We start from the raw sequence: 22,834 nt of genomic DNA, 5'->3' as shown, positions 1-22,834 counted from the left end.
GCGGGACCGGATCAATGAGCGGTGGTCGACTCGGCTGCCTTGCGCAAGGTTTTTGCCCGCGCATAGAGGTAGCGCAGGGTCTGTTTGCCACGGCAGAAAAACAGCGTCTGCCAGGAATGTTCAAACATGCTGCGGTATACGCGGATCACCTGCGAATGCAGACCTTGTCGAGAAAACGAGTCGAGAAATTCCGCATGGTTGGCCAGCACGAAATCGATGCGCTGCTGGCGGCTCAGTACGGCGCCATAACGCGCCAGGTACAGCTCGATGAACTTGACCTTGTGCGGGTAGTACTTTTTCGGCTGGGCGGTGATGTTGTTGCTGTTGATCTCGCGCCGGACCAGCACCTGCGGCACCGTGCGGATTTCCCAGTACTCGGCGATCCGCGTCCACAGCAAGCGGTCCTCGGCAAAGTGCAGCGACGGGTCGAACCCGCCGAGTGCAGTCACCACTTCGCGTAGCACCAGCACTGCCGAGGTGCCGTTGACGATGTTGGCGTGAATGAAATCGTCGAAGTGCCGGCCGCATTTGTGCCGCTCTTCGACTTGCCGGGTGCCGTCGCTGTACTCGATCAACACGTCGCAATCAATCAGCCCCACCGAGTGCCCGAGGCGGCAGAGCTCTTCATACAGCGCCAACTGTTTTTCCAGCTTTTGCGGGTGCCACTGATCATCGGCATCGAGGAATGCAATAAAGGTTTCTTCGGAGCGGAACACGCCGCGGTTGCGCGCGCTGGCGGGGCCTTCGTTGGCCTGGCGCAACAGGGTCAAGGGGAATGGCGCGACATAGTCGTAAACGATCTGCGGCCCGGCGTCGCCAGAGCCGTCGTCGATGACGATGACGTGATCAGGCCGCCGGGTTTGCTCGCACAGCGAGTCCAGGGTCTGGCGGATGCTGACGGCGGCGTTGTACATCGGGATGACCACGCACACCGTACACGGTGCTGGGGAGACTGGATTCAGCACGGGCGTTGCTCCTTGTGGATGACCTGGGCCGCTGCGCCATGGCGTGCGGCGTCAGCGGGGACGTGGTGCACGGTGGCCGGTGAGTGTTCAAACGCTTTGGCGTGGTGGTGCCGGAATGACAATGCCAGGGTGCAGAACACCAGAAACTCGGCGGAGCGGTAGTTGGGGATCACATACGCCACGTAGTTGGTGACGGCGAACAGACCGATAATCACCAGGGCGCTGGCGCGAAACTGCGCGGATTGATTAGCCGTCACGGCGCGGTATTGCTTGATCAGCGCTTCAGCGAGCAGCAGGCCCAGCGCGGTCAGCTGGATGATGCCGCCGTTGAGCAGCGTTTCCATGTAGCCGCTGTGGGCGTTGCCGATATAGCCCCAACGGGTAATGAAGGCGTCCGCGTCCGGGCTCGACCAGAAGGCGCCGTAGCCGTAGCCCTTGAGGAATTGACTGTCGACAAAGGGTGCCAGCAGCTCCCAGATCATCGTTCGGTCGGTGAGTGACGGGTCACGCCCCGCCATCTCCAGCAGCACCGCGAAGTTGCTGTAGAGAAAAAGACAGACCAGCAGGTAGAGCAGGGTGCAACCGAGGAACATCAGCTGCGATCGGTTCATGCGCAACCGGATCAGCGTCAGGAAATAGCCGTAGCTGATGGTGCCGGCAATGATCAGCACCACCCCGGTCGCTGACTGCGCGAGCAGGATCGCGATCAGCGAGAAAAACGAGCAGAACAGCGCCCAGCGGTTGCGCTGGCGAATCATCGGCAGCAACAGCAGGATCGCGATGGCATTGATCCGTGCGCCGGCGTTCTTCTCCATGAAGATCCCTTTGAACGCGCCGTCGCGAATCCCCCCGGAAATGAACGCCGCACTGGGCATCACCAACGCCAGAATCAAGCCGATCAACGCCGCCACGCCAATGGCACAGCCGAGCATGAAGGTGATTTTTTCAAGGCTGTAGTTGTAGGCGATGAAACCGGCAAAAAACACCACGCTGATCATCGCGACAAAGCGTTTGAGGCTGAGCATCGGGTCGAACGACCAGCCGATGGAGGCGATCACACAGAGCAGGAACAGCAGCAGAAAGAAGTTGCCACGGTAGAAACTTTTACTGAGGAACACCTTGTTGCGAATGAAGAAAAACAACGGCACCAGCAACGTGATCAAGCCGCAGACCTGGTTGGTCACGTTGCCTTCGAGGTCTTTGTCGATGTCGTCGAAACTCGAAGCGCCACCCAAACCAAGGACAAACGAAATCACCTGGATGTAAAACAGCACACCGAACAATGTGAAGCCGTCACGCAGGGTGGAATAGCGGATCTCCAGTCTGTTCATGGCGAGGGGCTCCCGAGCAGGGCGGTGAGGTAGGTTTTTACCGCGCTGGCGTTCATGAACCGGGCCGCCGCATCGAGGCGGGCCTGGCGGTGTACATCGCGTGGGGTGGTGAGTTGCAGGGCAATTGCCTGCGACAGTGCAATCGGGTCGTCGACCGCCACCAGAGGGGCTACGACGCCATTGATCAGGATGTCTTGCGGGCCATGGGGGCAACGGGTCGACACTACCCGCGTGCCGGTGGAGAGCGCTTCGACCAGCGCGTTGGGGCTGCCTTCGAAACGCGACGACAACACGAAGCAATCGGCGGCGGCCACTTCCGCCAACGGGTCATGGGTGTACCCCGGCAGGTCGATCCGATCCTCCACGCCCAGTTTACGTGCCTGCGCCAGCAAACGATCGCGCAATCCGCCTTCGCCAAAAATGATCAGGCGCGCGTTGCGATTGGGCAGTGCGGCGAACGCGGTGATCAAGGTGTCGAAACCTTTTTGCGGCGCCAGGCGACCCACGGCGACAATCACCGGGCTGGACGCTTCCAGCAGCCAGCGATGGCTGGGCGGGCGTGGCGGCTTGTCGCGAAAATCGTTGTCGAGCACCGGGTTGTCGGCAATGGTCACGTCCTGGCGACGGGCAATGGTGGTGTCGATCAAATCCTGGGCGACGCCGCGTGACACGCAAATCACCGGGTTGGGAATCAGCCGATACAGCAGCGGCGCCACCCGGTAAGCGATCCGCACCATGAGGTCGGGGTTGACGTGCTTGTCGTGGGAAAACGCATTGCGCTCGCTGACGTGCAACCGGGCCAGCGTCCCCGACAGCGCGGCGGCAACGATGGCGACCACGTTGACGTGAGTCAGCGCCGCCAGTTGCGCGTCGAAACGGTTTTGCCGAAGGAAACGCGCCAGCGCCGGCACCGCCCGTGAACTGCGCGGGCTACCCAGTTCAACCTTTTTCACCCGGGGGTCGAGGTTAGCCACGTTGAGGCCGCCGCCGGTGAGCATCAGCAGGGTCACGTCATTGCCCGCGTCCACCAGCGCACCGGCCAGGCGCGTCATCATTTTTTCCGCCCCGCCTGCGCTGAGGTCGTGGAGGATAATCAGTAGCTTTTTCATTGATTCCACACCTGGTAATACGCTTGTGCGGCGTCCTGGCTGGTGTACTGGCGGATCGCGTCGCAGATCATGTCCTCGTTGATCGCCACCTGGCCCTGCAAAAACAGGCTTTGCAGCATGCCTTCGGCCAGCGCCGGCACGTCGTTGACCTTGACCAGTTGGCCGAGTCGACCGTGGTCCAGCAATTCCCGAGGCCCGGTCTCGCAGTCGCACGCCAGCACCGGCGTACCCAGCGCCAGGGCCTCGATCAGCACGGTCGGCATGCCTTCGTGCACCGAGCTGAGAATGAACAACCGCGCGTTCTTAAGCAGCGGATAGGGGTTGCTCAGGAACCCGGTGAAATGCACCCGGTGCGCGATCCCCAGGCGGTTTGCCTGAATGAGCAGGGCTTCGCGCAGTGGACCGTCACCGGCGATCACCAGATCCGGCACGGCTTCGCTATGCAGGGCCATGGCATAGGCGTCGAGCAGCAGGTTAAAGCCCTTGGGCTCGACCAACCGGCCCAGCCCCAACCAGTAATTGCGGGGGACTTCGGTGGGTAACGGGCCCTTGGCGGCGCGCAGCAGTTGTTCGGTGATAACCGCGTTCGGGCAATAGCGGATGCGCTGCTGCCCCCACGGCATCATGTCGACCAACGACTGGCGCAACACAGTGGACACCGCCACCACCTTGCCGCTGCCACACAGGTACAGCGCGTAGAGCAGGCGCAGGCTGGCGGGGCCGGTTTTCTGTTCGGTGCAATCGAGGGTGGTGTGGCGGCTATAGATGACCTTGCACGGGCTGCCGAGGGTGGCGAACCACGTACACAGGTTGGCCTGCTCCTTGGCGGAAATCAGGTGGGTGACGCCCTCGCGGCGAATCAACCGGCGCAACTGGACGATCGATTTGAGCATCCCCCACAGGCCGCTGCCACCGCCGTCATTGAGGCTCTGCACGCCTTCAGTGTCTGGCGTGTCGCCATTGATGACGAAGAAGCTCACCCGTTGGCCGTCCTTGAGAAACTGCTCGGACAAGCGCTGTTGAACGCGCTCGACGCCACCGCCCGATTTGAAATCCTTGAGGATGAACAGAATGTGCATGGTCATTCCCCGACACTGATGGTGACTTCGCGCCGAACGACCATCGCCAGCAGTTGCAGGAAATTGCTTGGGTAGTCGACGAGGTAGCGCTTGATGGTGTGCGGCTCGCGGTACATGCGATAGAACGCGCGCAGGTGCAGGCGATTGATCGCCGCCGGGTAGTACTGACGCGTGGCCATGGCCTCCTGGCGAATGAACCCGCCACAGGTAAAGGCCACGCCGCGAAACCCGGATCGCTGCGCGTCCTGCTCGAACTGTTCCTGCAATCCGGCGCCGAGACCGACGATCAGGATGTTCGCTTCGCTGCGACAGATCTCGGCCTGAATCCCTTCGGCCTGAGCCGCATCGAAGTAGCCATTGTGGTAGCCGGCGATGATCAGCTGTGGATAGCGCGCCTTGATCTTGCCGATGAACAACTCCAGTTCGTCTTGCCGGGCGCCGACGAAATACACCCGTTTGCCCTGTTGCTCGGCGCTGCCGAGCACCGGGTGAGCGATGGAAGTGAAGTCGAAGCTGACCCGGCCGACGTTGCGCCCGGTGACCCGCGACATGAACGCTGACATCAGCATGCCGTCGCAAAAGTAGGCGACGGTGCCCGGGGTGTGTTTGAAAAAACTGCTGATGGAGGCGAAGTTGATGAAGGAGTACGCCTGGTTGGCGTCGAGCAAGGTCGGTGAGTAATGCCTGACGATTTTCAGCGTGATCATGGCCCGGCCCCCTTCAAATCGCGGCATGGGTCGGCCGACCCACGGACACGTAGGTAAAGCCACGTTTGCTCAAGCGCTGTGGGTCGAACAGGTTGCGTCCGTCGAAAATCAGCGGTTGCTTGAGCCGCTGGCTGATCAGGTCGAAGTCCGGTGCGCGGAACGCTTGCCACTCGGTGACGATGATCAAGGCGTCGGCATTTTTCAGCGCCGCTTCTTTGGTGCCCGCCAAGGTCAGGTCATCCCGCGAGCCGTAAATGCGCTGGGTTTCTTCCATGGCTTTCGGGTCGTAGGCCTGGACGTTGGCACCGGCGTGCCACAGGGCTTCCATCAAGACCCGGCTCGGGGCTTCGCGCATGTCGTCGGTGTTGGGTTTGAAGCTCAAGCCCCACAAGGCGAAGGTCTTGCCCCGCAGGGCACCGTCGAAGTGATTGAAAATCTTGCTGTAGAGGGTGGTTTTCTGGTCGTTGTTGCGTGACTCCACGGCCTTGAGCACCCGCGCATCGATGTCGACGCTGGTGGCGGCGTGAATCAGCGCCTTTACGTCCTTGGGAAAACACGAGCCGCCGTAACCGAGGCCGGGGTAGATAAATTGATAACCAATGCGCGGGTCGGACCCGATGCCGTGGCGGACCATTTCGATGTCGGCGCCGAGCTTTTCGGCGATGTTGGCCATTTCGTTCATGAAGCTGATCTTGGTCGCCAGCATGCAGTTGGCCGCGTACTTGGTCAGCTCGGCGCTGCGAATGTCCATGACGATGATTTTTTCGCGGTTGCGATTGAACGGTTCGTACAGTTCGCGCATGACCTCTTCAGCGCGCGGGCTGTCGGTGCCGATGACGATCCGGTCCGGGCGCATGCAGTCTTCGACCGCGCAGCCTTCCTTGAGAAATTCCGGGTTGGAGACCACGTCGAAGGTCAGATGACCGCGATCGTTGTCCGCCAGCACCTGTTCGATGCGTGCGCGGACCAGGTCGCCCGTGCCGACGGGGACGGTGGATTTGTCGACGATGATCTGGTGGCGATCCATGTTCTGCGCGATGGTTTGCGCCACGCTCAACACGTACTGAAGGTCGGCCGAACCGTCCTCGTCGGGCGGTGTGCCGACGGCGATCAACAACACATCGCCATGCCGCACGGCGCTGGCCAGGTCGGTGCTGAACTGCAGGCGGCCGCTCTGGTAGTTGTCGCGCACCAGGGTTTTCAGGCCCGGCTCGTAGATCGGCAAGGTGCCGTCCTTGAGGGCCTCGACCTTGGCGGCGTCGACATCCACGCACATCACGTTATGGCCGACTTCTGCCAGCGCGGCGCCCTGGACCAGGCCCACATAACCAATACCGAATACGCTCACATTCATGATCAAACCTCGGGTAGTCGAAGCAGGGGGTCAGTAGATGTTTTTCGAGAACAACGTGAAGGGCGTCTTGATCAGAATCTTGATGTCCAGCCACAGCGACCATTGGTTGATGTAGTTGAGGTCTTGGGCGACGCGTAGCTGCATCTTTTCAACCGTCTCGGTTTCGCCGCGATGCCCGGTGACCTGCGCCAGCCCGGTAATGCCCGGCTTGAGGCGATGTCGGGCCATGTAGGCGCGGACTTTGCCGGTGTAGTAAATGTTGTGGGTGACGGCGTGAGGGCGGGGGCCGACCAAGGCCATTTGGCCGAACAGCACGTTGAACAGTTGCGGCAATTCGTCGATGGAACTGCGGCGCAGGAAGCGCCCGACCGGCGTGACGCGGTCGTCTTCGCGGGTGGCCTGGCGCACCTCGCGGTCGTCGTGGACGCGCATTGAGCGAAACTTCCAGACCTTGATCACTTCGCCGTTGCAGCCGTGGCGGTTTTGCTTGAACAGCACCGGGCCCGGGGAGCTCAACTTGACGGCCGCCGCGACCAACAACAGCAACGGGCTGATCACAATCAGGGCCATGGCCGCCAGGCTGCGTTCGAACAGGTCCTTGCAAAACAGGCTGGCGGGGTGCGAGCTGATCAGGCTTTCGTTGAGGTAGATCGCCGGCATCCGCTCGATTTCCGAGATCGAATGGTTGAGCAGCACCATGCTGCCGAAATCCGGGATCCAGACCACGTCGACGTTCATGTCCAGCAGGTCGATGTACAGCGCTTCGATGGTCGCGGCATGCGCCATCGTCAGGACGATGTAGACGCGCCGCACGGCCAGGCGGGTGATGATTTCGCGAATGCCGTCGACCTTGCCCAGCAGCGGCAGAATGCTCGGCGCCGGGCCGCTGTCGTCGGCGGCGGCGATGAAACCCAGGACCAGCGCGCGGTTCGGACGGGACAGCTTTTTCGCCAGTTCATGGGCGGTAGGGCAGGTGCCGATGATCACCGAACGGCGTTCCTTGCAGACCATGCGCGAGTGCAACCGGGCGAAGTAATGCAGGGGCAAAAAGCTCAACGCCTGGACCAGGAACCCCAGCACCGCCCAGACCATGATGACCTGGCGCGAGTACGTCGCACTGGTCTGGGTGATGAAGGCAATGGCCGCCAGCACGGCCAGCAGGATCAGCCAGCCGGCGAGCAATCGGCCGAGCCCGACCAACAGGCCATGACGCTTGTGGTAGACCTGCATCAGGCTGTAGATCGGCACCGAGCCGAGCACGGTCAGGATCAGCAGGATGCGGTAATCGCTGGTCAGGCTGCCGACGCGCCACCACACGAGCACCATTAACAGTGCGGTGGTCAGCGTCATCGCGCACAGCCACTGGCCCCAGAAGGTCAGGCCCCGGCGGTGGGTCAAGTGAGCGGTATAGAGCGGTGTCATGGGCTTAACCTCAAGGCAGAAGTGATGCACCAGCACAAAACGGGCGGACACGGCGTGGCTCCCGCAGGCTTTTCCGTAGCTCGGCAGAGGTGAAGCAGCTGTTTTTGTTTTGGCAGAGGTGCCGCGTCGACTGGGTCGCCCCGGTGTTACCGGGGCGCGAAGTCGTAGTTATAGAAAGTGCGGGAGTGGTTGTAGCCGTACTTGCGCGCCTTGCGCAGGTCGACCTGGTTGAGCACGGTGCCGAACACCGGCACGTGGCTTTGTTGCAGCATCGCGATGCCCCTTTGCACCTGGCTGATCGGCGTGCTGTCGGCCTTGACCACGTAGATCACGGCGTCCGAATGCTGGGCCAGCAGCAAGGCGTCGCTGATCATCTCCGCCGGCGGCGAATCGATGATGATGTGGCGGTACCGCGACTTCAGTGCTTCGAGCATCCGCGCCATGCGCGGCGAGCTGAGCAAGTCCTGCGGCGGTGGCTGGCGCGCCGGGTTGAGTGCGTCGGCGGGGGACGGCAGGCGCGGAGCGGTGAACAGGTCCACCGAGGGCTGCAACATTCTGCCGGCCGGCAGTAAATCCAGGTTGCCCACCGAGACGATGCAGTCTTCGAGCCGCGCCGTGCCCGCGATGACATTCGCCAACCCGGGAGCATCCGGCGGGAAGTCGAAGTTCAGCGAAAGGGTCGGCTGACGCATGTCGGCATCGATCAGCAGCACCCGCTCAAGTGACGTGAGCGAGCTGGCGAGGTTGTTGGCGATGGTGCTTTTGCCCTCACCGGCCACGGTCGAGGTCACCAGCACCACCTGCGACGGCATCTCGCTGCTTTGCAACATCAACCAGGTGCGCAGGTTGCGAATGGTCTCGGAAAAACGCGGGTTGTCGTTGTCCTCGAACAACCGCGCCAGTTGCCGGCGGCTTTTCTTCATCACCAACGGCACGACGCTGAGCAATGGAATATTGAGCGTGCTTTCGACCGCATCGTCGGTCTTGAAGGTGTTGCTCAGGCTGTCGAACAGCAGGGCCAGCGCAACGCCAACGAGTGCGGCCAGCAACCCGACAATGCCCACGATCAGCGTTTTGCGTGGCTTGCTGGCTTCCATCGGCACAATCGCCGGGTCGACGATGCGCACTTTGGTCGAGTCCATGTCGGCGGTGGCGGCGGTTTCCTTCAAGCGAGTGACGAAGGTTTCGTACAAGGCACGGGTGCTGTCGACCTCACGCTGGAACTCGCGCAACTGAAACTCTTTGCGCGCGATGTCCTGGATCTGCGCCTTGTTGCTGTTGAACGATTGGCGGATCGAGGCTTCGCTGGCCGAGGCGAGCTGGTATTGCCGCTCGATCCCGGCGACCACCTGTTGCACCTGCAATTGCAGGCTGGTGGTGGCGGCGCGCAATTCGGACTGCGCGGAAATCAGGCTCGGGTGTTTAGGCCCATAGCGCCCCGACAGCTCATCGACCTTGGCTTGCGCTTTGGCCCGGTCCGCCTGGAATTGCTGGACCAGCGGGTTGGCCAGCACCGCGGGAACGCTGGAGAGCCGACTCAAGTCGCCAGTGCTCAAGGCTTTGGCCTGACGGTATTCGCTCTCGGCTTCGGCACGGGTGCGGCGGGCGTCGACCATGCGGCTGCCGGTCGCCTCCAGTTCGTTGGCGCTGATGGTGGAGACACCGCCGACATCGACCAGCCCTTGCTCTTCGCGGTAACCCTGGAGTTTTTTCTCGGCCACGCGCAGGTTATTGCGCAGCTCGACCAGTCGGGTGTTCATCCACGCGGTGGTGGTCTGCGAAGACTTTTCGCTGGTGTCGATCTGGCTGTCGGTAAAGCCTTGGGCCAATGCGTTGGCCGCGGCGGCGGCGAGATCAGGGTCCGGCAGCTCGACCTCGATGTTCAGCAGTTGGCTTTTGCCGACAAACTTGACGGTGGTGTGCAGCATCAGGTTTTGCGTGACCTGATTGAACACGTCTTCCTCGGTTGGCGCGTCCTTCACCGGCAACAGCATGCCCAGTCCGGGTATCCATTGATCCAGGTTGAGGTCCGCCAGCCATTGGCGCGGGGTGAACCACGGCGCCGGTTGCTGGCGCGGGTCCGTGATCGGGTTGGTGGTAAGGCCGAGTTTTTTCACCGCTCGCTCGGCCAGGTCCCGGGATTCCAGGAGTGCCTGTTGGGTCTGCAAGTAGTCGGTGGCATTGCTGCTTGAATCCTTCACTTGCTGGAAGGACATCAGCGGCGGCGTCTTGTCGTTGAACAGCAACGTGGTACTGCCGACGTATTGCGGGGTGATCAAAGAGACCGCCGCCACCGCCAAGGCAATGCTGAGTACCACCAGCCAGCCGATTTTCCATTTCGCGCGCCAGATCACCCTCCACAGTTTGAGCAGATCAATGGTGTCCCTGTCTTCGCTGTGCTGCTGATGCAGGTGCGTTTGCAGAGGCCGTTCGACGTAGGTGCTAGGGCTGTTGTCCATGATTAGAAAAAGCCTTGTGCAATGGAAATGGTGTCGCCGGGGGCAATCGTGGTGCCGCGTGTTACTTCATCGGTGAGGGTCTGGCCGCTGTCGCCGCGCACAATCGTCACGCGTTTGATCGAGGCGCGCTCGGTCAGGCCACCGCCCAGGGCGATGGCTTTTTCAAGCGTCAGGCCGGGCACGAACGGGTAGCTGCCAGGCTTGGTGACCTCGCCGTTGATGTAGAACGAGCGGTATTCGATCTGACTCAGGCTGACTTTCGGATCGGTCAGGTAGCCCTGCTTGAGCCCATCGACGATGACCTTTTCAAGTTGGCTGGGGGTGAGACCCTTGGCGGAAATTTCACCCAGGAATGGGTAGGAAAACGTTCCCGCATCGTTGAGGCGGACCCTTTTAATGCTCAGTTCCGGCTCGCCGAACACGGTGATGCGCAAGACATCGCCCGCGGCCAGTTTGTACTGGGTGCCGGGGTCCGCTGCGTACGTAGTGGGGACAAATGCCAATACGAACAACAAGCCAAGAGTGTGTGAGTTCATGGCAAAACCCTCCTATAGGCTTACGTTGAAGCTGATCGAAACAACGTTGCGGGTGTAGCTTTCATCTTCGGCATCCGAGTTGTTATCCCGGTAGCGATAGCCGAGTTCGATATCCAGCCAGCGGCGCATGGCGTATATCAGGGCCAGGTTGTAGTCCTGAAGATCGTCCTTGCGGCTTTGGCCTTCGTAGACATATTGGCCGTAACCGGCCTGGGCCACGGTGGTGATGCGTTCGGTCCAGCCATGGCGCCAACCGACCTGGGTGAAGGTCGATTTCACCGCGTCGGCGCCATCGTCACCCTCGGCGAGGGCCTGGCGGGCGACGAAGGTAAAGGTCGAATAGGTGCGCGGCTTGTATTGCAGATCCACTTGCCAAGTGGGGTTGTCGAGGTCTTTGGATTCGCTGTTGTCGAAATTCTTTTTCTCGTAACCAATGCGTACTTTGCCCGAGGTGCGTGCGGTGAAGTCCCATGTGGCACCGCCCAGAACTGCGTCGGATTTACTGCTGCGCGGGCTGTTGGCTTGCAAATAATCGAAGTCCGTATGGTCGTACTCCAGCAAACCACGGGTATTGCTGCCAATGCGGTGATACCAAGTGGTGGTCACGCCGGTGGTATTACGTTCTTTGTCGTCGTTGACGCCATCGCCATTGGTGTAGCGAAGCTCTGCGTAGTTGGCGCCGACATCAATCTGGTTATCCGCACTTTTTGCGCCGTAGGTGTACAAGCCGCCCACGCGTTTGTTGTTGAGTTTGTCATTCTCGTCCGGGACTGCTGTCGATTCCGTGCGCTCCCATTTGCGGTATTCGGCTTCAAGTTTCAAACGGTGCCGGTCGGTGAACTCCATGATGCTGTCGGCTCGCACCCGTTGTGCCGTATACGAAGCATCCGACTCGTCGTGGTAAATGTACTGAGTGGGCTGCCAGATCAAGCGAGTGGCACTGTTACGGTCTTCCGCCTTGAGTTCGAAGGAAGGCGCCAGCCGGGTGATCATGGAAGATTGCGTATTGTTTTCCAGTTCGCGAAAGTTGTCATCGTAACTTTCTGAGAATAGGAAAGTTGGGGTGAAGTTAAAGCCGTAAACATCGATATTTTGTGGATTAATACTCCAGGCCATCCCTGGATAAAGAGAGGCTATGAGCAGTGCAACAGGGCAGCGTGACATCAAGGCCATATCATAGCTCCTGAAGAAAAGCATATAAGGCAAGCAATTAGTTATTAAGTTGTATGGGTGTGCTCTGACGTCCGAGATCACGCAGTGGGACGCAAATGGTTTGATCGCGATTAAGAAACTGCATCAGGATCATCACGCGCTCATCCCCCTGCGAGGACACGAAGATGCCTTCCAGTGTCGACAGTGGCCCTCGGATGATTTGCAAGTGTTCGCCGGGTTTCAGGTCTCGGTCGACGTGTGCCTGCGCCGATTCAAAACAGCGCGCGCGCAAATGCTCGATGACGTGCTCTGCCACCGTCGCAGGACCATGATTGAATTCGACAATACGACTGACGCCGCGGGTGGAGCGTAGGGGCGCCCAATTGTCGTTACGGCTGAGGTGGATAAACAGATACCCAGGGAAGAGCGATTCCAGCACCCTGCGCCGCTTTCCGCGTATCACGCGTTCAGTCACCAGCTGGGGGTGGAAGATCACATAGTTTTGTTGCAGCAGGTTGAGGTGGGCACGTTCATCCTGACGTGGTTTACATTGCAACAGGTACCAATTAGACCGTTCGGAGCTATGTGCTGGCATGCTGGTAAACTCTGTGAATAGAGAAGTTTAGGCAGGCAGTGGCTCTATTGAGGCCTAGGAAGTGTTAGTCGAGCAGATATGTTTTTTTATAGAGTTATGCAGTTGTGTATCAATAATGAATCACAAAACGCCTCACGAAAGGGCACAAGCCAATGACGTGACGCTATACCGTGCAGTGCATTCGGCATAAGCCTGACTTAACTTTGTCTTGGGCAAAGCTACCGCACGGTCTGCACATCGGACCCGCATAAAAAAATAGTTCGGAAGGGGGCCTGAGGAACAGTCGCTAAACAGATAGTCCGCACTCGCGTGCTGTTCCAATAGACCGGTGTATTTATCGACCACTCTAAGCGAGCTGTCAAACGTTCCTTGTCAAAAAATATGCCTTTTATCCGCTGGTCATTTTGCTACTGCACAAGCAGTTGTTTTTAAGGAAGATTTTTATTTCGTCGGGCCAATTAAACTTTTGCTGTTACTGGTAGTCATGCGATATGGATATAACCCCCCCCCCCCCAACTGTGGGGGATATTAAGTAGTTAGCGCCGAATCTGGACCCAATGCAATTGCAAAGCTATAACTATCACCTTCATGTGCAGACAGCGGAGCAAGACACTATGAGCGTTCTTGTGACTGGCGCCGCAGGGTTCATCGGGTATCACACGGTCAAACGGTTGTGCCTGCAAGGCCTCGAAGTGATAGGCATCGATAACCTCAATGACTATTACAGCGTCGAACTCAAACAGGCGCGGCTCAAACAATTGAGCGTGCTGCAAGGCTTCCGTTTTCTGAAAATGGACATTGTCGACAAGCCTGCGTTGATGGCGTTGTGCGACGAACATCAATTCACCGAAGTGGTGCACTTGGCGGCGCAAGCGGGGGTTCGTTATTCGCTGGACAACCCGGACGCCTATGCGCAATCCAACCTGGTGGGTTTCCTGAATGTGCTGGAAGCCTGTCGACACTCTCCGCCTGCGCACCTGATCTACGCATCGAGCAGTTCGGTGTACGGCGCCAACAACAAGCTGCCGTTCAGCGTCGATGATCCAGTGGACCATCCGGTTTCGCTATACGCCGCAAGCAAACGTGCCAATGAATTACTCGCCGACAGTTACTGCCATCTCTACGGCCTGAAGGCCAGCGGCTTGCGCTTCTTCACCGTGTACGGGCCTTGGGGTCGCCCGGACATGGCGCTGTTCAAGTTCACCGAAGCGATCCTCAAGGGCCAGCCGATCGAGGTGTTCAACCATGGCCAGATGGCGCGTGACTTCACCTATGTCGACGACATCGTCGAAGGCATCGCCCGCTTGCGCACAAAGCCGCCACTGGCGACCCATGAGAGCGGGGGCGTTAATCGCCTCTTCAACATCGGCCGTGGCCAACCGGTCGCGTTGCTGGATTTTATCGAGTGCCTGGAGGCGGCATTGGGGATCAAAGCGCAGCGCAACAACCTGCCGATGCAAGCGGGCGACGTGATCAAGACCTGGGCCGATGTGTCGGCGCTGGCGGACTGGGTCGACTTCCGCCCGCAAGTGGGCGTTGAAACCGGTGTGGCGCAGTTTGTCGAGTGGTACCGGGATTTCTATCAGGTGTGAAATCACTTCAACACAAAGTCCACCGGTTCCAGCGCCGGTGGAAGCTGTGTTTCCCCCATTGCGGTGAGGATTTCCCGTTCGATGGTGCGCACGATCGCGTCTAGGGGCAGATCGTTTTCGTCGCGGCCAAACGGGTCCTCCAGTTCGTCGCCAATCGCGTCCAGGCCAAAAAAGGTGTAGCTGACAATCGCCGTGAAAATCGGGGTCAGCCAGCCCAGGGGTTCGGCCATGGCGAAGGGCAGCAGGAAGCAGAACAGGTAGCTGGTGCGGTGCAGCAACAGGGTGTAGGCAAACGGCAATGGCGTGTGTTTGATCCGTTCGCAGGCGGCCTGCGCCTGGGTCAGGTGCGCCAGATGATTGGTCATGATCGTGTAGCGCCATTCGTTGATCAGCCCGGACTCGCTGAGCGCCGAACACTGCTGGCCTACCTGCAGCAAAATGCGTCCGCTGAAGTCCGGCGCGTTGTCCTTGGGGATCGGGTCGAGCCAGCGGCCACTCGCCGCCAGTTCGTTTTCCTGACGCAGTTTGGCGTTGAGCGCATGGGCGAACCCGCACAAGTGACTCAGCAGGGTGTTGCGCGTGTCGGCGTCCCTGATGATCACGGTTTCGCGAATCATCGAACGAATCGCCACGATCACATCGCCCCAGGCTTTGCGGCCTTCATACCAGCGGTCATAACAGGCGTTGTTGCGAAAACTCATGAAGATCGACAGCGACAAACCGAGCAGCGTGAACGGCGTAGCGCTGACTTTGGAAAAGTAGCTCGGGTGTAAGGTCTCGACCAGCACGATGACCGACGCCAGCAGCGTCACCATCAAACTGCGCAGGGCAATCCGTTTAGCGATGGATCCCTTGATCGCGCTGAGGATGTTGATGAAATTCGGTTTGGATCTGACGATCATGGAGTTCTGCCTTCAGGTGTTTCGCGTCGCGCGCAGGCTAAGAGCTTGCGAGCGGTGAGTCCAATCACTCTCGATGACTGCGTGATCGATGCTGTCTATGAATGCGCGCGTGCTCATAATCCGTCACGCATCAATTTGAGGTATTCGGGACTGTCGGAAATGGAGTTATGTCCGGTGTCCGGTATCACCTTCAACGTCGCTACACCGGGGGCGAAATGAGTGTAGAGCTGCTGTGTGCTGGAACGCGGGATGACCTCATCGTGGCTCGCGGCGATCAACAACGTTGGCACCGTGATGTGCGCAGCGTATCGCCAGGAGTCGAAGCGGTCCTGCAACAGCCACTTCACCGGGAACCAGCGGAACTGGCGCCGGGCGAGGCTTTCCAGGCTGTTGTAGGGCGTGATCAGGATCAGCCGCGAAGCCGGGCGCTGGCTGGCCAGGCGCACGGCGACGCCCGAGCCGAGACTGCGTCCGACCACGGCCACATTCGGATGGGTGCTGTAGACCTTGTCGAACAGGGTCAGCGCATCCCGCGCAATCGCCTCTTCGGACGGCGAGCCGCTACTGCCGCCGAACCCGCGATAGTGCATCAAGTACAGCGCATGCTCGGGGAACGCCTGGGAAAACCCGGACAGGCTGCGAGACACATCCTCGGCATTGCCACCGAAATAGATCAAGGCGTTCGGGCCGTCATGAGGCCTGACCGACACTTGCACCTGCGCGTCCTCGACGGTCAACGTCAGCAGCGACGCGGGTGTGGTGACCGCGACGGGTTGCGGGTAGAAGATCAGCGCGCGCTGAAACACGAACAACGCCGCACACAGCGCCAGGTACAACGCAGCGATGATGACAACGAGAAGCGTCAGGGTTCTGAACATTCGACTAACTTTAGGGGGCGACATTGACGGCTCTGGGGTCGAGGTCCGGTAACACAGGATCGGTGCCAGAGTTTAGTTCAACGGTAGCGGGGCACGCCGGGTTGGGCCACACGGGCAATACGATGAGCCACACTGACGAATACACGCGTCGACGATTTCTCACGCTGGCCGCCGGTGTTTCGGCGGTTTTCACCTTCGATCGGGCTTTTGCAACCTCGGCGCCGTCGACGGAAACAGGAGGCAAGACCATGCTGACCCGCGCCATTCCCTCCAGCAACGAGCCATTACCCATCGTCGGGTTGGGCACGTATCGCGGTTTTGATGTCGAGCCTTCCAGCCCCGCGTACAAACAATTGCCGGAGGTGCTCAGCGCTTTGTTCAAGAAGGGCGGGACGGTCATCGACAGCTCGCCGATGTATGGCCGCGCGGAACAGACCACCGGTGAATTGCTGTCGATCCATGAACCGCGCTCGCCGGCCTTTCTCGCCACCAAGGTGTGGACCCGTGGCCGCGAGGAAGGTATCGCACAGATGGAGCAGTCCTTCAGCCTGCTGCAAACCGACCGCATCGACCTGATGCAGATCCACAACTTGCTTGACTGGCAAACCCATTTGCCGACCTTGCGCGAATGGAAGGAGCAGGGGCGGATTCGCTACATTGGCATCACCCATTACACGCCGACGGCCTATGAAGAAGTGGAGGCGGTGCTCAAGGCCGAGGCCGTGGATTTCTTGCAGATCAACTATGCGCTGGATGATCGTGGTGTCGAGCAACGCATCTTGCCGCTGTGTCGCGAACGCGGGGTGGCGGTGATCTGCAATCGGCCCTTCGGCGGCGGCGGTCTGCTCGAACGCTTGAAAGGCAAGCCACTGCCCGGGTGGGCTGCGCAAGTGGGCGTCACCAGTTGGGCGCAACTGGCGTTGAAATTCCTGTTGTCCCATTCGGCGGTGACTTGCGTGATCCCCGGCACCGGTAATCCGCGTTACATGGCGGACAATGCCGGCGCCGGTTTCGGGCCGATGCTCACGAATGCGCAGCGCGAGCAATTGATCGACATCGTGGGTTAGGGACGCGGGTAAAACCGTTGCGGGATGTCTTGTTCAAACGGGTAGAACGAGAAGTAAGGCCTCGCTTCTTCAATCACCCGCTGAACGGACGGCCGGTTCGTCAGCCGCTCGAAATAGGCGTTTAAGTGGCCGAGTTCATCAGGTATCCGCTCAAGCGTACTGGCATAGAAAAGCGCCGGCGCCGCTGAACAATCGGCCAGGCTGAACTCCGCGCTGGCCAGCCAGGAATTGCTCGCCAACTGGCGGTCGAACATGCTGTAGACGGTCTGTAGCGTGGCGCGCTGTTGGGTCAGATTGCCATTCGCGCCGAGGATGCGATCCAGGACAATCTGTTGCAGTGGCGTCTGAAGGTAGTTGTCGCAGACCCGGTCCCACAGACGAACCTCCAGCGCGGTGTCCCAATTGCCCGGAATCAGTCGGTTTTGCCCGGCAAAATAGTGATCCAGGTATTCAATGATGATCGTCGACTCCGCCACGTCGCACTGGCCGGTGTGATCATGAATGACCGGGAATTTGCCGATCGGCCAGAGCGCCTGCAACTCTGCTTTCTCAGCGGCGTTACCCAGATCAATGATCCGCTTGTCGAAGTCGACCGCGTGCTCATAGAGCGCGATCAGCACTTTGTGGCAGTACGACGACAGCGGATGGTAATAAAGCGTCAGGGACATCTTCAGCGCCTCCCGGGAAGTGACCAACAACAGCATAGTCGCCGCCCGCGAGTAAAACCGCAGCCTGGGTGCCATCGACGCCCTGGCTGCGTTTTTCGCTTAGCGGCGGTCCAGCCACACGGTCTGGGCGTTGCAGAACTCGCGCACACCGAAGTGCGACAGTTCGCGGCCAAACCCGCTTTTCTTCACGCCGCCAAAGGTTACGCGGGGGTCGGAAGCGCTGTAGCCGTTGATGAACACGCCACCGGTTTCCAGTTCGTCGGCCATCTGATGGGCGAGCGCGACGTTGGCCGTGAAGACCGTGGCAGCCAGGCCGAACTCGCTGTCATTCGCCAGTTCCAGCGCATGCGCGGCGTCGCGTGCGGTGATGATCGAGGCTACCGGGCCAAACAGTTCCTGCTTGAACGAGGTCATCTGGTCGGTGACATTGGCGAACACGGTCGGCTCGTAGAAGTTACCCGGGCCTTGCGCCTTTTTGCCGCCCATCAACAAGGTCGCGCCTTCTTCCAGGGTGGCACGCACTTGTTGATCCAGTTCATCACGCAAATCAAACCGCGCCATCGGGCCGAGGTAGGTGTCGGTGGCCAGTGGATCGCCGACCACCAATTTGCCCGTGGCCTCGACGAATTTACGCGTGAATTCCTCGACGATGCCTTGTTCGACGATCAAGCGCTTGGCCGCCGCGCAGACTTGCCCGGTGTTCTGATAACGACCGATGACGGCTGCTTTGACCGCTTCGTCGAGGTCGGCATCATTGAGCACGATAAACGGATCGGAACCGCCCAGTTCCAGCACGCATTTCTTCAACGCCGCACCGGCCTGAGCGCCGATGGCCATGCCGGCGCGCACGCTGCCAGTGAGGGTCACTGCGGCGATGCGCGGGTCGGCAATGGCAGTGGAAACGCCATCCGGCGTGACGTTCAGCACTTCGAAAACCCCTTCAGGGAAATCGGCGTTCTTGAAGGCTTCCAGCAGCAGGTAAGCGCTGCCCATGACGTTGGGGGCATGTTTGAGCACGTAGGTGTTGCCGGCGATCAACGCAGGAACGGCGCCGCGCAGCACTTGCCAGATCGGGAAGTTCCACGGCATCACCGCCAGAATTGGCCCGAGCGGGCGGTATTCGATGCGCGCCTTGCCGCCTTCAACCAGCGTTGATTCGGCGTTGAGCATGGCCGGACCGTGTTCGGCGTACCACTCGCAGAGTTGTGCGCACTTTTCGATTTCGCCACGCGCCTGGGAGATTGGCTTACCCATCTCCAGGGTGATCATGGTGGTCATTTTGTCGGCGCTGTTGCGCAGTGCCTGGGCGAGGGCGATCAGCAATTGCGAGCGTTGTTCGACAGCGGTTTTGCGCCAGACGCGGAAACCAGTAGCGGCGCGCGACAACGCGGCTTGCAGTGCTACTTCGGACTCGAAAGGGTAGTGGCCGATTTGCTCGCCGGTGGTCGGGTTGATCGAAATGGCGTGGGTAAGGCTGGAAACGCTGGTCATGGCACCGTCCTGCTAGGTGGGAATGCGCTCAGGTTACGGTGGCGTTTGTTTTTCGGAAACTGAATAATACTGAGCGTATCGTTCACGTTTGGAGAATGACTTGGATCTGGTTCAGCTGGAAATCTTCAAGGCCGTTGCCGAGCACGGCAGCATCAGCGTCGCCGCGCAGCACATCCATCGGGTGCCCTCCAACCTGACCACGCGGATCAAGCAGCTGGAACTGGACCTGGGCGTGGACCTGTTTATCCGCGAGAAAAGCCGCCTGCGCCTGTCGCCGGCAGGGTGGAGTTTTCTCGACTATGCCCGGCGTATCCTCGACCTGGTGCAGGAAGCCCGCGCCACCGTGGCCGGGGAAGAACCGCAAGGCTCGTTTCCCCTAGGGTCGCTGGAGAGCACGGCGGCGGTGCGTATTCCCGAGTTGCTGGCGGCCTACAACCAGAAACACGCCAAGGTTGAGCTTGACCTGTCGACCGGTCCTTCGGGGACGATGATCGATGGCGTGTTGTCGGGCCGGTTGGCCGCCGCGTTTGTCGACGGGCCGGTGCTGCACCCGGCACTGGAAGGCGTGCCGGCGTTCGAGGAAGAGATGGTGCTGATCGCGCCGCTCAACCATTCGCCGATCCACCGCGCGCAGGATGTGAACGGCGAAAACATCTACGCCTTCCGCTCCAATTGCTCGTACCGGCACCACTTCGAGAGCTGGTTCAGCAAGGACGCGGCGGTGCCCGGCAAGATTTTCGAAATGGAGTCCTATCACGGCATGCTCGCCTGCGTCAGCGCCGGTGCCGGCTTGGCGCTGATGCCGCGCAGCATGCTGGAAAGCATGCCGGGGTGCACCACGGTGAGTATCTGGCCGCTGTCGGAATCGTTCCGCTATTTGCGCACGTGGCTGGTGTGGCGGCGGGGGACGGTGTCCCAGAGCTTGACCATGTTTGTGCGGTTGCTGGAGGAGCGTGGGGTGGTGCAGCAGCAGGTCTGAGCCCATCCCGCTCCCACAATTGATCTCCACTGATCACAAATTGTTTAACTGACAAAACTCCCCTGTGGGAGCGAGCCTGCTCGCGAAAGCGGTGGGTCAGGCAACATCGTTGTAGCAGGTCAGTCCGCCTTCGCGAGCAGGCTCGCTCCCACGGGGGGACGGGGTGGTCAGGGGGATTTGCTGGGGCTTGCAATTCCCTCAGCCTGGCCGGCAAACCACTGCAGGATCAGCGCGCACGCCGGATGCGAGGCGGCCGAGGGTTGCAGGCACAGTGAATAACATCCGCGGGTCTTCAACGGATGGCCGAACGGGACGACGAGCACCCCTCGCTCGATCGATTCCTCGGCCAGGGTCAGGTCCGTCATCGCCACCCCAAGTCCGCGTGCGGCGGCGTCCAGCGCCAACTCGTCGAGGTTGAAGGGGATGTGCCGGTAGTGCTCCAGCGACTGGCCGCCATTGGCCGCCAGCCAGTCGATCCACGCTTGTTTGTCCGCCGAACGATGCAGCAACGCAAACCCGCTCAGGTCCTCCACCGAGTTCAGTGGCCGGCTCGGATTGCCGAGACCGGGAGCGCACACCGGGATCAGTGATTCCTCGAACAAGGTCAGGCACGTCGGATCGCTGGACGGCTCGGGCAGATAGAGGATGTACGCGTCACTGTCGCTGGCCGGCTCGACGATCTCGGTGGCCACCGTTTCGATCGACAGGGAAACATCCGGGTGATGGCGATAGAAATCGCTGAGTTTCGGCAGCAACCAACGCACCGCCAGCGACACATGCATGCGAATGCGGAACGTGCGTTTTTGCGGGGACAGCCGATCTTCAAGGGTCTTCAGTTGCTCGAGAATAGTGCGCGCACTGGCCAGCACCCACTCACCCTCCGGCGTCAGTTGCAGGTGGCGACTGCTGCGCACAAACAGCGCCACACCAAAGTGACTTTCCAATTGCTGGATCTGCCGGCTGACGGCGCTTTGTGTGAGGCACAGCGTGTGTGCCGCTTGCGTGAAGCTGCCGGCTTCGGCGACTTCCACCAGCGCCTGCATGGCCTGGAGATTGGGAACGTGGCGGATTTTATCCATGCGTTTTCAGAATGGCTCAATGATTTTATAACGTTGGTTGTATCACCGAAGACCTAATAGATTCTAGCCCTGACGGCCGCCATCAGACATCGCCTATGCGATTACTGCATGCGCAGGCCGGGGAACGATACTCCAGGCAGGTGATGCATGAAAAATGAATGTGGCTGGATCGCCCAGGTTCAAAGCGCCCCGGCGCGTGATCGTCTGAGCGGTGCGCAAAAAGCTGACTGGCTGATAATCGGCGCCGGCATTACGGGCTTGAGCGCCGCCCATGCCCTCGCACAATTGCACCCGCAGGCGCGCATCGTGGTGGTCGACCGCCAGCGCGCCGCGCAAGGCGCTTCGGCACGCAATTCCGGCTTTGTAGTGGCTCATGAACATCCGGGCAACGAAGAGTTGCTTGGCAGCGCCGGGTTCACCGAATTTGAAGTGGACACGACGATTTCACGCGCCGCCAGCGCTGAAGTGCGCGAGATGATTGCCCGTCATGGCATTGAGTGCGACTTCAAGGACTCCGGCTATTTCTTTGCTGTCAGTGATCCGCGCAAATTGACCCACGTCGAGGAAAAGCTGAAAACACTGCGGGTTCTGGGTGCTGCTGCGCAGTTTCTGGAAGGTGAGCAGCTGGTGCAGAAACTCGGCACCCGGCATTACCGCGCGGCGATCTGGTGTGGCAAAGGCAACGCGCTGCTGCAACCGGCGAAGTACGTGAAGGGCTTGCTCGATGCGCTGCCCCAGTCGGTCACTGTTTACGAAAACACCGACATCACCAGCCTTGAGCGTCTGGGCACAGGACGGCTGCGGGCCAACGGCGTCGATGGCAGCATCGAGGCGAAACAGGTGCTGGTCTGCCTCAACGCCTTTGTGCCGCGCGCGGGCATTCAGGACAGCGGCACGTTTGCCATGGAACTCAGCGCCAGCCTCACGCGGCCGCTGACTGACGCCGAGTTTCGCGACATGGGCAACGTCGAACCGTGGGGTGTTTTATCCACCCGACCGCTAGGCGCCACGGTGCGGCTGACCCCGGACCGTCGCGTGATGATCCGCAACACCGCGGAATACCGCTCCCGGGATTTATCCACCAGCGAGCTGTCGATCCGCCGCCAACACCATGTGCTCGGCCTGCAACGGCGCTTCCCCTGGCTGGGCGAGCAAGACATCCACTACACCTGGACCGGTCACCTGAGCGCCTCGCGCTCCGGGCAGCCGTTTTTTTCGCAGGTGGAAGAGGGCGTGTTTGCCGTGGCCGGCTGCAACGGTTCCGGCGTGGCGCGCGGCACGTTGTGGGGGCGGCTGCTAGCCGAACTGGCGTCGGGTGTTGACTCACCGATGCTCGATTCAGTGATGCGCAGGGCACAGCCCGGCTGGCTGCCGCCCAAACCCTTGCTCGACATCGGTGCCATGCTTCGGATGCGCGTTGAGGCCATCCGGGCAAAGACAGAAATCTAGACATCTGCTTATCACAAAAG

At 60.2% G+C, this 22,834-nt stretch carries 20 protein-coding genes; 4 read left to right on the top strand and 16 right to left on the bottom strand.

All coding sequences use genetic code 11. The features are described from left to right. Nucleotides 1–11: 11 nt before the first annotated feature. From AC07N8_RS20680 to rfaH, 11 genes are all read right to left on the bottom strand, one after another. Nucleotides 12–965 (bottom strand): glycosyltransferase family 2 protein, encoded by a 954-nt coding sequence (locus AC07N8_RS20680; RefSeq protein ID WP_493145715.1) that lies wholly within the window; start codon nt 963–965, stop codon nt 12–14. Next, nucleotides 959–2,296: an O-antigen ligase family protein gene (locus AC07N8_RS20675; protein ID WP_483839749.1), complete on the bottom strand. Its 1,338-nt coding sequence runs from the start codon at nt 2,294–2,296 to the stop codon at nt 959–961. The genes AC07N8_RS20680 and AC07N8_RS20675 overlap by 7 nt, the downstream gene beginning before the upstream one ends. After that, complete coding sequence (locus AC07N8_RS20670) at nt 2,293–3,405, bottom strand: glycosyltransferase (protein ID WP_483839748.1); 1,113 nt, start codon at nt 3,403–3,405, stop codon at nt 2,293–2,295. The genes AC07N8_RS20675 and AC07N8_RS20670 overlap by 4 nt, the downstream gene beginning before the upstream one ends. Then, nucleotides 3,402–4,484, bottom strand: coding sequence for a glycosyltransferase (locus tag AC07N8_RS20665; protein ID WP_493145716.1), 1,083 nt, complete (start codon nt 4,482–4,484; stop codon nt 3,402–3,404). Before AC07N8_RS20665 ends, AC07N8_RS20670 begins: the two co-directional genes overlap by 4 nt. Nucleotides 4,485–4,486: 2 nt before the next feature. Further along, complete coding sequence (locus AC07N8_RS20660; RefSeq protein WP_483839746.1) at nt 4,487–5,191, bottom strand: WecB/TagA/CpsF family glycosyltransferase; 705 nt, start codon at nt 5,189–5,191, stop codon at nt 4,487–4,489. A 13-nt stretch (nt 5,192–5,204) separates the two neighbouring features. After that, entirely contained in the window at nt 5,205–6,545 is a 1,341-nt protein-coding gene (locus tag AC07N8_RS20655) for a UDP-glucose dehydrogenase family protein (RefSeq protein ID WP_493145717.1), read from the bottom strand. Nucleotides 6,546–6,575: 30 nt separating this feature from the next. Further along, nucleotides 6,576–7,967, bottom strand: a complete 1,392-nt coding sequence (locus tag AC07N8_RS20650) for an undecaprenyl-phosphate glucose phosphotransferase (RefSeq protein ID WP_483840303.1) — start codon at nt 7,965–7,967, stop codon at nt 6,576–6,578. Between the two features lie 146 nt (nt 7,968–8,113). Further along, entirely contained in the window at nt 8,114–10,426 is a 2,313-nt protein-coding gene (locus AC07N8_RS20645) for a GumC family protein (protein ID WP_493145718.1), read from the bottom strand. 2 nt (nt 10,427–10,428) lie between these two features. Beyond that, a complete protein-coding gene (locus tag AC07N8_RS20640; protein ID WP_483839743.1) occupies nt 10,429–10,962 on the bottom strand; it encodes a polysaccharide biosynthesis/export family protein in 534 nt (177 codons plus the stop codon). Nucleotides 10,963–10,974: 12 nt separating this feature from the next. After that, complete coding sequence (locus AC07N8_RS20635) at nt 10,975–12,078, bottom strand: outer membrane beta-barrel protein (protein ID WP_483840302.1); 1,104 nt, start codon at nt 12,076–12,078, stop codon at nt 10,975–10,977. Between the two features lie 94 nt (nt 12,079–12,172). Beyond that, on the bottom strand, nt 12,173–12,709 hold the full coding sequence (gene rfaH / locus AC07N8_RS20630) for a transcription/translation regulatory transformer protein RfaH (RefSeq protein ID WP_493145720.1): 537 nt from the start codon (nt 12,707–12,709) through the stop codon (nt 12,173–12,175). Nucleotides 12,710–13,323: 614 nt separating this feature from the next. Here rfaH and AC07N8_RS20625 point away from each other — a divergent pair. Continuing rightward, nucleotides 13,324–14,301, top strand: coding sequence for an NAD-dependent epimerase (locus tag AC07N8_RS20625; RefSeq protein WP_493145721.1), 978 nt, complete (start codon nt 13,324–13,326; stop codon nt 14,299–14,301). A gap of 2 nt (nt 14,302–14,303) precedes the next feature. Here AC07N8_RS20625 and AC07N8_RS20620 read toward each other — a convergent pair whose 3' ends face one another. Both AC07N8_RS20620 and AC07N8_RS20615 read right to left on the bottom strand, forming a co-directional pair. After that, a complete protein-coding gene (locus AC07N8_RS20620) occupies nt 14,304–15,203 on the bottom strand; it encodes a bestrophin family protein (protein ID WP_493145722.1) in 900 nt (299 codons plus the stop codon). 113 nt (nt 15,204–15,316) lie between these two features. Continuing rightward, nucleotides 15,317–16,105, bottom strand: coding sequence for an alpha/beta hydrolase (locus AC07N8_RS20615; RefSeq protein ID WP_493145723.1), 789 nt, complete (start codon nt 16,103–16,105; stop codon nt 15,317–15,319). Nucleotides 16,106–16,203: 98 nt separating this feature from the next. Here AC07N8_RS20615 and AC07N8_RS20610 point away from each other — a divergent pair, with 98 nt between their 5' ends. Further along, entirely contained in the window at nt 16,204–17,148 is a 945-nt protein-coding gene (locus AC07N8_RS20610) for an aldo/keto reductase (RefSeq protein ID WP_493145724.1), read from the top strand. On the opposite strand, the gene AC07N8_RS20605 is transcribed toward AC07N8_RS20610, so the two are convergent. After that, on the bottom strand, nt 17,145–17,816 hold the full coding sequence (locus tag AC07N8_RS20605; RefSeq protein WP_493145725.1) for a glutathione S-transferase family protein: 672 nt from the start codon (nt 17,814–17,816) through the stop codon (nt 17,145–17,147). The genes AC07N8_RS20610 and AC07N8_RS20605 overlap by 4 nt on opposite strands. Nucleotides 17,817–17,915: 99 nt before the next feature. Beyond that, the gene (locus tag AC07N8_RS20600) at nt 17,916–19,307 is read right to left on the bottom strand and encodes an aldehyde dehydrogenase family protein (RefSeq protein ID WP_493145726.1); all 1,392 of its coding nucleotides are present in this window, start codon (nt 19,305–19,307) and stop codon (nt 17,916–17,918) included. Nucleotides 19,308–19,407: 100 nt separating this feature from the next. Here AC07N8_RS20600 and ptrR point away from each other — a divergent pair, with 100 nt between their 5' ends. Next, the gene (ptrR, locus tag AC07N8_RS20595) at nt 19,408–20,286 is read left to right on the top strand and encodes a putrescine utilization regulator PtrR (RefSeq protein WP_493145727.1); all 879 of its coding nucleotides are present in this window, start codon (nt 19,408–19,410) and stop codon (nt 20,284–20,286) included. Nucleotides 20,287–20,453: 167 nt separating this feature from the next. On the opposite strand, the gene AC07N8_RS20590 is transcribed toward ptrR, so the two are convergent. Continuing rightward, nucleotides 20,454–21,365 carry a LysR substrate-binding domain-containing protein gene (locus AC07N8_RS20590; protein WP_493145728.1) on the bottom strand — a complete coding sequence of 304 codons (912 nt, stop codon included), beginning with the start codon at nt 21,363–21,365 and terminating at the stop codon, nt 20,454–20,456. A 147-nt stretch (nt 21,366–21,512) separates the two neighbouring features. On the opposite strand from AC07N8_RS20590, the gene AC07N8_RS20585 reads away from it, so the two are divergent. Then, nucleotides 21,513–22,814: an NAD(P)/FAD-dependent oxidoreductase gene (locus AC07N8_RS20585; RefSeq protein WP_493145729.1), complete on the top strand. Its 1,302-nt coding sequence runs from the start codon at nt 21,513–21,515 to the stop codon at nt 22,812–22,814. The last annotated feature ends 20 nt before the right edge of the window (nt 22,815–22,834 follow it).

The organism is Pseudomonas sp. GW821-FHT10C09, from assembly GCF_059415465.1.
The sequence above is the reverse complement of the archived record's forward strand: the minus strand, read 5'-3'. Positions and strand labels throughout refer to the sequence as shown.